The sequence below is a fragment of the Cupriavidus sp. GW823-FHT06D04 genome, from assembly GCF_058795055.1.
Genome location: NZ_JBXAHL010000021.1, coordinates 55,810 through 67,524, shown reverse-complemented (window position 1 = coordinate 67,524; position 11,715 = coordinate 55,810). Strand labels below are relative to the sequence as shown.

Here is an 11,715-nt window from a genome sequence, read left to right as displayed (position 1 = left end):
CGCACGGCTGCAGCCAGTGAGGCAATCCATGGAACACGTCGAACACAGCGCGGATGGGCTGGAGCGCAGCCCGGTCAACTTCGTGCCCCTGACGCCGATCTCCTTCCTGCGCAGGACGGCCGAGGTCTACCCTGAGCGTACAGCCATCGTCTACGGCGAGCGCCGCACGAGCTGGCGGGCAATGCTGGACCGCAGCCGCCGCCTCGCGTCGGCGCTGGTGGCCGCCGGCGTCAGGACTGGCGATACGGTGGCCGTGATGGCCGCCAACACGCCGGAGATGCTGGAGATGCATTTCGGCGTGCCCATGAGCGGCGCCATGCTGAACACGTTGAACGTGCGTTTGGACGCGGCCGCCATCGCCTTCATGCTCAGGCACGCGGATGCAAAGGTACTGGTCACCGACACGGAGTACGCTGACGTAGTCGAAGCCGCACTGGCGCTGCTCGACGACAAGCCGCTGGTGATTGACATCATCGATCCCGCCGTCGAAGGGGGGCGCAGGCTGGCAGAGATCGAATACGAGGGCTTCCTGGCCGGGGGCGATCCGCACTGGGAGGGTGGCGAGCCCGCCGACGAATGGCAGGCCATCGCCGTCAACTATACCTCCGGCACCACGGGCAACCCAAAGGGCGTGGTCTACCACCATCGCGGCGCCTATCTGGCTGCGCTGTCGAACATGCTCGACTGGGGCATGCCCCGGCACGCCGTCTTCCTGTGGACACTGCCGCTGTTCCACTGCAATGGCTGGTGCTTCGCCTGGACGCTGGCGGCCAACGCCGGTACCAGCGTCTGCCTGCGGCGGGTGGATGCTGCCGCCGTGCTCGATGCGATTCGCGAGCACCAGGTCACTCACTACTGCGGGGCGCCGATCGTGCATGCGATGCTTGCCCACGCACCTGAAGCGTGGAAGGCGGGCATCGACCATCCGGTCCACGGACTCATCGGCGGCGCGCCGCCGCCGATGCCGGTGATCGAGGGCCTGCTGCGCATGGGGATCAGGATCACCCAGATCTACGGGCTGACCGAGGTCTACGGCCCCGCGGCGGTTTGCGTGGAGCAGCCCGAATGGGACGACCTCGGCATTGGTGCGCTGGCGGAACGGAAAGGACGGCAGGGCGTCCGCTACACTGCGCAGGAAGGCATGGCCGTGCTGCATCCCGAAACCCTTGTGCCGGTGCCGTGGGACGGGAAGACCATCGGCGAAGTCATGTTCCGCGGCAACATGACGATGAAGGGCTACCTGAAGAACCCCGAGGCCACGGCGGAAGCTTTTGCCGGCGGCTGGTTCCACTCGGGTGACCTCGCAGTCGTCTGCCGGGATGGCTATGTACAGATCCGGGACCGTTCCAAGGACGTCATCATTTCCGGCGGAGAGAATATCAACTCGCTGGAGGTGGAGGAGGTGCTCTACCGGCACCCCGCAGTGCGCGTGGCAGCCGTCGTCGCCCAGCCGGACGAGCGTTGGGGGGAGACGCCATGCGCCTTTGTCGAAGTCGTCGATGGCGCTAGGGTCGGCGAGCGCGAACTGATCGAACATTGCCGCGCCCACTTGGCGCACTTCAAGGTGCCGAAGAAGGTGGTCATCGGCCACCTTCCCAGGACGTCGACCGGCAAGATCCAGAAGTTCCTCCTCAGGCAACGAGCAAGCTCCGGCGCTCCCTGGCCCGGCCACGTACCGGCGTGAGTTCCCCCGTGAATGCTTTTCGGTGGCCCGCCGAGCCTGCTCTCCACATTCGGGATATCCGTGAGCGCCCGGTCGTGGCGGAGCAGAAGACTCGTGTCCGCCATCGCATTGGCAGCGAAGACCGGTTGATTGACCGCCTTGGCGACATCTTGCGCGAGATGCGTGACTGGCGCGGTGCTACCGCACGGCAGGCACGGCATCTGTCCAGGCGTCACGGTATCGGCTACCAGGCCGCGCTGCTATTCCTCTATCGCGCGGAGATGCGTTCAGCGTGCCCGAGGCGCATGGTGATCTGTCTAGCTGCGGCGGTGGAACTTGGCATTGACTTGAGCGGCTTCCCACCTGGATGCAGGATCGAAGAGGCAGAGTTGTCTTCGGAACTTCGGGTCATGTATTGGGCGGCCTTACGGAGGGGCGCAGGGCGGAAATGGAGCCAGTGGCCGGGTGATAGCGCCGGACAAGTATGAGTACAGGTAATTTCGGATGGCGGTCGTCTGAGTCCGCGGTGGTAAGCGGCCGTAGGCATGGCAACCTGTGACAGCTGCTCCGATCCTTTTCTGCCGTTGGCGCGCTGATTGCCGAATGACTGAAATGGCGACCATCTGCCGAAGAAGCATGAGGGCGGATGACCGTTGGACTCGGATAGCCGTCATCGTGTTGAGGAAGATTCGAACGGCGCAGAAGGGTCGGCACAAGACGAACGAACTGCCGCCGAGGCGCTTCCCTGTGCTCAGCACAGCAACCGCAGCGGCAGAACTAGACGGAGTCATGGTCTGGCGCCGAGCCGTTGGCGAATCTGCCAGGCCAGCACGTCTACCGAGCGAGTGGCTGGGGCGAAACGAAAGCGACCTGGTGCGACCCACTCCCCAAGACGCATCCATCCATCAGGAAATATCCAGACATGCAGGTCCTCATTAATGACGACCACACCAGCCAGCCCTGGATGGCTGGTTACCCCATGGCAGGGAATGCCGAGGCGCTCCAGATGACGTCGCACGGCACTTGCTCGCATGGCGGCTTACCCCGGGTTGTCCCGCCATTCTGAGGCCAACTCTAGGAGCGTATCAGTTCGCGTTCGCACCAAATGGAGGTTGTGCCGGGGCGCGAGGCGTCATTATTAGTTCCGATCGCTTATTATCCTGCGGACGGCCGGTGGCATCAAAGGTCTTGGCTTGCATGTCAAATACGCCGATCTCGACCCGCCACTTTCATAGTTTCGCGATCATGAAACTATTGGAGCCCCCTCATCGTCCCGGTATTGGGGGAGCATTCGCCAGCTCAGGACTCACGACAACGAGCGCGTGGCCGCTCTTCGGCATCCGCAGCCGAAGGGTGCCGACTCTGCAGACGGGCATGCATTGTCTCGCAGCGGATCATCTTCATTGTCGCGGGTTCCTCATCGGCGTCGGCTTGGTCGGCCTCCGCGGTGCTGCGCAGATATGCTTGCCGGGAGGCGATGGCGGCGATCACAATGATGGCGCCAACGCAAAAGACCTGGGCCATCAATTGAAAGTAACGAGCCATGAAATGTCGCAACGGGTAGCAGGAGGTAAATTGGTGGCGAAGCTACACGAAGATGCCACGAAGCGGTGCTATGCCGTTGAAGGATTGACACCGGCTCTGTTTCGCCGTAGAGCGCCAAGCCTGATGAATATGCCTCAAGAAGCGATCGCGCCCCTCCCGAGCGGCCACTACTGGACCAGGCCGCACACGCCCTTCCCGCTGGACGGTCCGAACCGCCACGATGAGGTCTTCCCCGGCGCGCAACGTCAGCAACGGCAACGGGGTTGCCCGAACTTCCTGTAATGGCTGGCTTGCTCCGCCCCGGGGTAGCATCCACATCCAGCCCTGCGACTCATCCGCATTCCTGCGGCGATACGCGAATCTCCCAAAATGGGAGTACAATTCTCCCAAAATGGGAGAACCAAAGGATGCGGATCATTGCGCGGCGGACGCTGCGAGAGTTTTGGGAGAGCGACCCCGCGTATGCGGATGCGATATCACCCCTCACGGAGTGGTATCGCCACATGGAGAAAGTGACATATGCTACACCACAGGATGTGAAAGCGGAACTACGGACAGCCAGCATCCTCAAGGGTGGTCGCGTGGTGTTCAACATCGCCGGGAGCAAGTATCGCTTGATCCTGGCTATCGACTATGAACGCCAGATCGGGTGGGTCCGTTTCGTTGGCGACAAAGTTGACGCGGAGAGCGTGTGATGGATATCAAGCCCATTCGTACCGAACTAGACTACGACACCGCCATGGAGCGCATTGGCCAGCTATGGGGCGCGCCGGTCGGCTCGCCCGAAGGCGATGAATTGGAAGTCTTGTCGATTCTCGTGGAGCGCTACGAGGAAGAGCATTACCCTATTCCCCCATCCGATCCGGTCGAGGCGATCAAGTTTCGGTTGGATCAGCAGGGCCTCACCACGCGCGATCTTGAGCCGTTCATTGGTTCCAGTGGTCGCGTGTCTGAGGTTCTGAACCGCAAGCGCAAGCTCAGCCTGAGCATGGTCAAGCGCTTGCATGATGGCCTGCGCATCCCCTATGAAAGCCTGCTGTCGTAGGAGCGCGAGCGCCAGGCAAACGGCCGAGTTGCCAAGCGAATGCAATTTGCAGTGAGCATGCCGGCTACGGGGCGCACGCCATCGTCGCCGCGGAGGCGCTGCCCGACTGGCTGCGCAAGGGACAGCCTCAATTGTCGACCCAGTGTGCGTCGGTAATGGGGTGATCGTACTTCCCGTGCATTTTGTGGCCGTTTGCTCCAGAGAATCTCGATCTATCAAGGACTTACAAGTACACCGATCGGACGAGACTTATTGCACCGAAAAGCCTTGCTGCAGGCGGATGCGCGCCCTGTAGCCGCCATTTTCTACACGGAAAGTACGATCACCCCTATGTCAGGTCAGCGGGGTCGACCATCCTGCGTGCCTGCTCAGGCCGTCTGGCCCGGCAACTCCACCACCACAAGCGTCGCCGCGGTGCCGCCGATCACCCTGCTGCGATGCCCCTTGCCGGTGGTGTCTTCCAGCAGCAGGCCTGCGCCGATGGTGAGGGGGTGGATCTGGCCGTCGGATGCCTCGAATTCCATCTCCCCTTCCAACAGGAATATCCACATCCGCAAGGGGGAAGGATGCAGGATGCCTATCCAGCCTGCAGGCACCACCAGGAAGCCCTGGCGTGCTGCCTCCACCATTGGCGAAACCATAAAAGGGGGCGCGGGCGGCGCGAAGTTGCGCTCGGCAATGGTTACGGCTAGAGGCCCGAAGTGGGATTCGCCGGCATCGTCGGCATAGAGCCGTGCAAACGCCAGGGTGGAATGGCCCGCAGCTGGCTTCGCGGTATCAGGCATGCCGCTTCTCCCGCCAAGGCCGTCACGCGGCCGTTTTCATGCTAAAGAGTCTAGTTCGCGGCGGCGCAAACGCAATGGTGTGCCCGAACGAAGAACGCTCCTCGAACGCCAAGTCCCTGTGCTTTCCGAGGACTACCTGGCGGCGTGCCAAGATAGGTAACCTGCTATCACAAGGGGTTTCGCCCCATGATCGGCTATCAGCTGAGCCGGGAAGCGGCGACACTATCCGACCCGCTAAAACTCCACCGACTGCCCCGCATTGACCGCCCACCGCAGCCAGCCCGGCATCTCGCCAGTCCCGTCCCAGCTCTGCCCCGCGGCGTTGCGGTAGCAGACCACCGGCGGCGGCACGGGTGGCGGTGGGGGCGGCGGATCGAAGCACCCTGCCGCCCGCAGTTCCTCCATGGTCAGGTCGTAGTCGGCCATCTGGTCCAGGATCCAGCGGATCGCCGCCGCCCGCTCAGTTTTCGTGGTCATCGTTGCTGTTGCTAGCCTTCCTGGTGGTCGCCGGGCACCGCCGGTGCCTCCGGCTCGTGGTCCTGCACTTTGTCCTGGCCATCCTGCACGGCCGGCGCCGGGCTGCCGGTCTTGCGCCGCCGCCCACCACCGGCGCCCTCCCGCTCGCGCGGCAGGCGCAATTCTGCCAGCAGCTGGCGCGCCAGCGCCGCCTCGGCCTCGGCACGCTCGGCCCGGCGCTGCGCCGCGGCCAGCTCGGCGTGCACCGTGTCCAGCTCGCTGATGGTTCGCTGCGCCGCCTCTCCGGCGACCGCAAGCCGATCGGCCAGCGCCACGGCCTGGGCTTCGAGCCGGGCCCGGGCCTCCGCCTGCGACACCGCCGCGTCGCGGGCTTCGTGGCGCACCGCCGCCAGTTCCATGCGCAGGTCCTCGGCGGCACGCTCCTGGGCAATAGCGACCTGCTCGCGGGCACGCTCGAGCTCGGTCGAGAATTGGGTGCGCAGCTCCTCCAGCTGGCGCCGCCCCGCCTCGAGTTCCGCCCGCCCCGCCTCCAGCCGGGCCTGGGTCGCGGCGTGGTCCCGCCGCTCCGCCGCCAGCGCGGCCTGACTCTCCTCGATGGCCTGTCGGGCAGCATCCAGCTGCGCGACGAGCGCCGCGGCTTCCTCCCGCGCGCCCGCGATCTCGGTCCGCGCGGCATCGCGCTCGGCCTCGGCGCGCAGCGTGGCCAGCTCGCCGGTGGCGGCCTCGTTGGCCGCCTGCCAGATAGTCTGCACCGCCCCGGCCGCGATGTCGTTCAGCGCATCCGGCAGGTCCGGATGGTCGATGGTGACACGGGTGCGCCCGCGCAGCTCCTGCCAGAAGGCCTACGACCAAGATACGCCCTTATGCTCTGCAGAGCATAAGCCCGCATCTTGGCCGCAGGCCTACTGGATCTGCTTTAAATCCATGTGCCCGAGTCGCCTCAGTTTTCTTATCATTAAAAATGATACTGTGAAATCAATACATATAAATCAGTGATCTACAAGGCGCCGGGTGCCAGCGCCGGCGATCGGCCTGAGGTGCAAAATCCACCGGGCGCAGCCCTGTAAAGCGAAGATCGCTTCCAAGGTCTCTATTAACGTTCTGTCATCGGGTCAAACACGTATATCAGCAGCTATGATATTTCGGATCAATAAACAATATTAGACCTGATGCATCTTCCTGACTAGGCTTGCCTCACATTGAGTGCGGCGGGGCCAGTCTGGACCAGTCTGGCCTGGGCTGCACACCGACGACCCAGGAGTCACGCCATGCCCAGGCAACCCGCCGAAACGACGAACAGCGCGCCGCAAGCCGCGCCATTGCCCGAAGGGGCGCTGACCATGCGCAGCTGGCTGCGCCACCTCGGCAACACGGACCGGCTGGCTGCAATCGACGAGCCGGTGGCACTAGAGCACACCCTCGCAGCCGTCGCCAAGCGGCTCGATGGCGAGCGCGCGGCATTCTTCCGCCGGCCTGGCGGCCATGCCGTTCCGGTCGTGAGCGGGTTCATGTCGCGCCGCGCGTGGATCGCCGAGGCGATGGGCGTGCCCGAGGCCGGCTTGCTCGAGCGCTTGCGCAGCGCCGCCGCGCAGCCTTTGCCGGTGAGCGAGGTGGCCCAGGGCGAGGCCGCATGCCAGCAGGTCATCCACCTGGACAAGGTGGACCTACACAAGCTGTTGCCCATCCCGACCCACAGCGAGCATGACAATGGCCCCTATATCACTGCCGGCCTGGCCATCGCGCGCAACCCGCGCACCGGCGTGCAGAACGTATCGATCCACCGCATCCAGGTGCATGCCGCGGATCGCATGGCCATCCTGCTGCTGCCGCGGCATCTCGATGCGTTCTACCGCGCGGCAGAGGAATGCGGCGAGGCGCTGCCGATTGCAATCGTCATCGGCGTCGATCCCCTCACCATGCTGGCTTCGCAGGCCATCACGCCGATCGACCATGACGAGTTGGAGATCGCCGGGGCATTGCACGGCGCGCCGCTTGCCGTGATCAAGTGCCGCACCAGCGATGTGCGTGTGCCGGCCAATGCCGAGATCGTGATCGAGGGCCGGCTTCTGCCCGGCGAGCGCGAGATGGAAGGGCCCTTTGGCGAGTTTCCGAAGTACTACAGCAGCGCCGAGCCGCGCGAGGTCATCCAGGTCGACGCCGTCACGCACCGTCATCGCCCGATCTATCACACCATCGTGCCGGCGGAGATGGAGCACCTGCTGCTCGGGGCGATTCCGCGCGAGGCGACCTTGCTGGCGCATCTGCAGCGCAGCCATCCCGGGGTGCAGGATGTGCATCTGTCGGTGGGCGGCGTATGCCGGTACCACTTGTATGTAAAGCTCGACAAGAAGCGCGAGGGTGAAGCGAAGAACGTCATTCTCTCGGCATTTGGCGCGCACTACGACATCAAGCAGGTGGTCGTGGTGGATACCGATGTCGACGTCCACGACCCGGCCGAGGTGGAATGGGCCGTCGCGACGCGCTTCCAGGCAGACCAGGACCTGGTGGTGATCGCCGGGGCGCAGGGCTCGGTGCTCGACCCCTCCACAACCGTCGCGGCCAGCCTCGCCGGCATCGACAATCCCGAGCCGCACCTGCAAGGCATCTGCGCCAAGATGGGGCTGGACGCGACCCGCCCGGTCAAGTACGCGGCGCATGTGTTCACGCGTGTGCGGATTCCCGGCGAGTCAACCATCGATTTACAGGCGCTGGTGTCGGTCGACCCATCGCACTGGGAAGCGTATCTCGGCGATGGAGCTTGATGCCATGGCCAGCCAGAGACGCATCATTGTCGGCATATCCGGCGCCAGCGGCGCGGCCATCGGCGTCAATCTCCTCAAGGCGATGCACAGCCTGGACGGCGTCGAGTCGCACCTCATCGTGTCGGCTTCCGGCATGCTCACCGCGACCCAGGAACTCGGCATCAAGCGCAGCGAACTCGAGGCGCTTGCCGACGTAGTGCATAACGTGCGCGATATCGGCGCGGCGGTGGCCAGCGGCTCTTTCGTGACCGAGGGCATGGTGGTCGCCCCGTGCTCGATGAAGACACTAGCGTCGGTGGCCAACGGGTTTTCCGACAACCTGCTGACCCGCGCCGCGGACGTGGTGCTCAAGGAGCGGCGGCGCCTGGTGCTGGTGGCGCGCGAAACCCCGCTGAACCTCGCGCACCTGCGCAACATGCTGCACGCCACCGAGATGGGCGCGATCGTGATGCCGCCCGTGCCCGCCTTCTACGCACATCCGACCAGCATCGAGGACGTGGTCAATCACACCGTGGGCCGCATCCTGGATCTGTTCCAGATCGAGCACGACACGCTGGCCAGCCGCTGGTCGGGCCTCGCTCACGACTTTGCCGGCTGACGGCCAGCGCTGCGGACCGGGGCGCTGATTCCGGCCGAACTTTGAATACTGAACAGGCAGGAGACAGACATGAAAACTTGGCTCGCCCATGCCGGGCTCGCTTTGCTGTTGCTGACGGGGCTTGCCCATGCACAAGGCTATCCCACCAAGCCGATCCGCATCGTGGTGCCGTACCCACCCGGCGGTTTCAACGACACGCTGGCCCGCATCGTCGGCAGCAGGCTCACCGCAGCCTGGGGCCAGCCCGTGGTGGTGGACAACAAGCCCGGCGCGGGCACCATCATTGGCACCTCGTTCGTGGCCAAGGCCGCGCCCGATGGCTACACGCTGCTGGTGGTGCAGTTCCCCTTCGGTGCCAATCCCTGGCTCTATAAGTCACTGCCGTACGACACCCTCAAGGACTTCACGCCCGTCATCCTGGCAGGCCAGTCGCCGATGACCCTTGTGGTGACCAACGGATCGCCGATCCGCTCCGTGGACGATCTTGTCAAATCCGCTAAGGGCACGCCCGGCAAGATCAACTACGGCTCGTCGGGCAGCGGCTCGTCCAACCACCTTGCGATGGCGCTGTTCGAGCGCAGTGCCGGCGTTACGCTCGCCCAGGTTCCTTACAAGGGCAGCACGCCCATGCTGACCGATCTGGCCGGCGGGCAGGTCGAAGTGGCCTTCGACGCGTTGCCCCATGTGCTGCCTTTCGTGAAGTCCGGCAAGGTGCGCGCGCTTGCCGTCGCCGACCGGAGCCGCTTTGCGTCGCTTTCCACGGTGCCCACCATGGCCGAGAGCGGCCTGCCCGGCTACGACGCGTCATCCTGGCACGGCATTGTCGCGCCGGCCGGCACGCCCCCGGAGATCGTGCGAAAGCTGAACGCGCAGATCAACGACGCGCTGCGCACGGCGGATGTGCGCAATATCTTCCACGAGCAGGGCGTGCGCCCCGACGGCGGCAGCCCCGCCGACTTCTCTGCGTTTATCGGCAAGGAACTGGCGAAGTGGAAGCAGGTGGTGCATGACGCGGCCATCCCCTTGCAATGACGGAGCAACGACGCACATGACAAGGGGAGACCGCATGGATACGCCGAGGGAGCGCTTCGACTACGTGATTGTTGGCGGCGGGTCCGCCGGTTGTGTCTGGCCAATCGCCTGTCGCAGGACCCGGCCATCCGCGTCGCGCTGATCGAGGGGGGCGTCGATACGCCGCCGGACGCTGTGCCGGTGGAGATCCTCGACAGCTATCCGATGCCCTTGTTCTTCGGTGACCGGTATATCTGGCCATCGCTGCAAGCCCGCGCTGTGGCAGGGGGCAGGTCCAAGGTCTACGAGCAAGGGCGCGTCATGGGCGGCGGCTCCAGCATCAACGTGCAGGCCGCAAACCGCGGGCTGCCGCGCGACTACGACGAGTGGGCCGCGTCGGGCGCGCCCGGCTGGTCGTGGCAGGATGTGCTGCCGTATTTCCGCAACCTTGAGCGCGATGTGGATTACGGCAACAGCCCGCTGCACGGCAGCCACGGACCGGTGCCGATCCGCCGCATCTTGCCGCAGGCTTGGCCGCCGTTCTGCACGGAGTTTGCGCACGCGATGGCCCGCAGCGGCTTGTCCGCGCTGGCCGACCAGAACGCGGAGTTCGGCGATGGCTGGTTTCCCGCCGCCTTCTCGAACCTGGATGACAAGCGGGTTTCGACCGCCATCGCCTATCTCGACGCGGATACGCGCCGGCGGGCCAATCTGCGGATCTATGCCGAGACAACGGTGCGCAAGCTCGTCGTATCCGGCCGCGAAGCGCGTGGGGTGATCGCCATCCGGGCCGATGGGTCGCGGCTGGCGCTGGACGCCGGGGAGGTCATCGTGTCCGCGGGCGCCTTGCAGTCGCCCGCCATCCTGATGCGCGCGGGGATCGGCGACGCCGGCGCGCTGCAGGCCCTCGGCATCGAGGTCGTGGCCGACCGGCCCGGCGTTGGCCGCAATCTCCAGGATCATCCGGCGCTGACGTTCTGCCAGTTCCTCGCGCCCCAGTACCGCATGCCGCTCTCGCGCCGGCGCGCCAGCATGACGGCGGCGCGCTTCTCATCGGGGGTGCCAGGTGGCGAGGCGTCGGACATGTACCTGTCCAGTTCCACACGGGCGGGCTGGCATGCACTCGGTAATCGGCTCGGCCTCTTCTTCCTGTGGTGCAATCGGCCATTCTCGCGCGGGCAGGTGAGCCTTGCGGGAGCCCAGCCGGATGTGCCGCCCACGGTGGAGCTCAACCTGCTCGACGACGAGCGGGATCTGCGGCGCATGATGGCCGGCGTACGCAAGCTAGTGCAGATCGTGGGTGCGTCGGCCTTGCATCAGCATCCGGGTGATTTCTTCCCGGCTACGTTTTCGCCGCGTGTCAAGGCGCTGAGCCGCTTGAGCCGCGGCAATGCGTTGCTCACAGAGTTGCTGGGGGCATTGCTTGATGTCTCGGGGCCGCTGCGCAGAAGCCTGATCGCGCGCTTTGTCACGGGCGGGGCAAACCTGGCCAGCCTGCTGGCGGATGAGTCCGCGCTGGAGGGCTTCGTGCGCCAGAGCGTCTTCGGGGTCTGGCACGCCAGCGGCACTTGCCGGATGGGCGCGCATGCGGACCGGAGCGCGGTGACGGATGCGGCGGGCCGCGTTCACGATGTTGGCAGGCTGCGCGTCGTTGACGCTTCGCTGATGCCGCGGCTGCCGACGGCCAATACCAACATCCCCACCATCATGCTCGCGGAAAAGATTGCCGACACCATGCAAGCCGAGCGCCGCGCCGTCCGGCTGGCATCGAGCGAAGGTGCCCATCCGAGTTGAAAGCCGAAGCTCAAATCTACGCTGAAGAACGAAGC

The 11,715-nt window shown here is 65.1% G+C and carries 9 protein-coding genes and 2 pseudogenes; 8 read left to right on the top strand and 3 right to left on the bottom strand.

Going from position 1 to position 11,715, the window contains the following annotated elements:
* The first annotated feature begins 28 nt into the window (after positions 1-28).
* The 4 genes from AC1Q7H_RS23770 (at position 29) to AC1Q7H_RS23755 (ending at position 4,253) form a co-directional block, all read left to right on the top strand.
* Positions 29-1,684, top strand: a complete 1,656-nt coding sequence (locus tag AC1Q7H_RS23770) for an acyl-CoA synthetase (RefSeq protein WP_153955542.1) — start codon at positions 29-31, stop codon at positions 1,682-1,684.
* 1,353 nt (positions 1,685-3,037) lie between these two features.
* Entirely contained in the window at positions 3,038-3,490 is a 453-nt protein-coding gene (locus tag AC1Q7H_RS23765; protein WP_153955543.1) for a hypothetical protein, read from the top strand.
* Entirely contained in the window at positions 3,490-3,903 is a 414-nt protein-coding gene (locus AC1Q7H_RS23760; RefSeq protein WP_492381806.1) for a type II toxin-antitoxin system HigB family toxin, read from the top strand. Before AC1Q7H_RS23765 ends, AC1Q7H_RS23760 begins: the two co-directional genes overlap by 1 nt.
* On the top strand, positions 3,903-4,253 hold the full coding sequence (locus AC1Q7H_RS23755) for a helix-turn-helix domain-containing protein (protein ID WP_042876695.1): 351 nt from the start codon (positions 3,903-3,905) through the stop codon (positions 4,251-4,253). Before AC1Q7H_RS23760 ends, AC1Q7H_RS23755 begins: the two co-directional genes overlap by 1 nt.
* A 368-nt stretch (positions 4,254-4,621) precedes the next feature.
* Here AC1Q7H_RS23755 and AC1Q7H_RS23750 read toward each other — a convergent pair whose 3' ends face one another.
* The 3 genes and pseudogenes from AC1Q7H_RS23750 to AC1Q7H_RS23740 all read right to left on the bottom strand — a co-directional run bounded on the left by AC1Q7H_RS23750 (position 4,622) and on the right by AC1Q7H_RS23740 (position 6,342).
* Positions 4,622-5,038, bottom strand: a complete 417-nt coding sequence (locus AC1Q7H_RS23750) for a cupin domain-containing protein (protein WP_153955545.1) — start codon at positions 5,036-5,038, stop codon at positions 4,622-4,624.
* A 234-nt stretch (positions 5,039-5,272) separates the two neighbouring features.
* Entirely contained in the window at positions 5,273-5,515 is a 243-nt protein-coding gene (locus tag AC1Q7H_RS23745) for an H-NS family nucleoid-associated regulatory protein (RefSeq protein ID WP_153955546.1), read from the bottom strand.
* Positions 5,499-6,342, bottom strand: a pseudogene (locus AC1Q7H_RS23740) (DNA-binding protein). Before AC1Q7H_RS23740 ends, AC1Q7H_RS23745 begins: the two are co-directional and overlap by 17 nt.
* Before the next feature lie 441 nt (positions 6,343-6,783).
* On the opposite strand from AC1Q7H_RS23740, the gene AC1Q7H_RS23735 reads away from it, so the two are divergent.
* From AC1Q7H_RS23735 to AC1Q7H_RS23720, 4 genes and pseudogenes are all read left to right on the top strand, one after another.
* The gene (locus AC1Q7H_RS23735) at positions 6,784-8,277 is read left to right on the top strand and encodes a UbiD family decarboxylase (protein WP_153955548.1); all 1,494 of its coding nucleotides are present in this window, start codon (positions 6,784-6,786) and stop codon (positions 8,275-8,277) included.
* Between the two features lie 4 nt (positions 8,278-8,281).
* On the top strand, positions 8,282-8,875 hold the full coding sequence (locus AC1Q7H_RS23730) for a UbiX family flavin prenyltransferase (RefSeq protein WP_078201745.1): 594 nt from the start codon (positions 8,282-8,284) through the stop codon (positions 8,873-8,875).
* Between the two features lie 69 nt (positions 8,876-8,944).
* Positions 8,945-9,907 carry a tripartite tricarboxylate transporter substrate binding protein gene (locus tag AC1Q7H_RS23725; RefSeq protein WP_153955549.1) on the top strand — a complete coding sequence of 321 codons (963 nt, stop codon included), beginning with the start codon at positions 8,945-8,947 and terminating at the stop codon, positions 9,905-9,907.
* A gap of 34 nt (positions 9,908-9,941) precedes the next feature.
* A pseudogene (locus tag AC1Q7H_RS23720) lies at positions 9,942-11,680 on the top strand (GMC family oxidoreductase).
* The last annotated feature ends 35 nt before the right edge of the window (positions 11,681-11,715 follow it).

Excerpts from the sequence above, each read along its gene's own strand:
- AC1Q7H_RS23770 (WP_153955542.1), top strand. The coding sequence starts at position 29 with ATGGAACACGTCGAACACAGCGCGGATGGGCTGGAGCGCAGCCCGGTC.
- AC1Q7H_RS23765 (WP_153955543.1), top strand. The coding sequence starts at position 3,038 with ATGCATTGTCTCGCAGCGGATCATCTTCATTGTCGCGGGTTCCTCATC.
- AC1Q7H_RS23760 (WP_492381806.1), top strand. The coding sequence starts at position 3,490 with ATGGCTGGCTTGCTCCGCCCCGGGGTAGCATCCACATCCAGCCCTGCG.
- AC1Q7H_RS23755 (WP_042876695.1), top strand. The coding sequence starts at position 3,903 with ATGGATATCAAGCCCATTCGTACCGAACTAGACTACGACACCGCCATG.
- AC1Q7H_RS23750 (WP_153955545.1), bottom strand. The coding sequence starts at position 5,038 with ATGCCTGATACCGCGAAGCCAGCTGCGGGCCATTCCACCCTGGCGTTT.
- AC1Q7H_RS23745 (WP_153955546.1), bottom strand. The coding sequence starts at position 5,515 with ATGACCACGAAAACTGAGCGGGCGGCGGCGATCCGCTGGATCCTGGAC.
- AC1Q7H_RS23735 (WP_153955548.1), top strand. The coding sequence starts at position 6,784 with ATGCCCAGGCAACCCGCCGAAACGACGAACAGCGCGCCGCAAGCCGCG.
- AC1Q7H_RS23730 (WP_078201745.1), top strand. The coding sequence starts at position 8,282 with ATGGCCAGCCAGAGACGCATCATTGTCGGCATATCCGGCGCCAGCGGC.
- AC1Q7H_RS23725 (WP_153955549.1), top strand. The coding sequence starts at position 8,945 with ATGAAAACTTGGCTCGCCCATGCCGGGCTCGCTTTGCTGTTGCTGACG.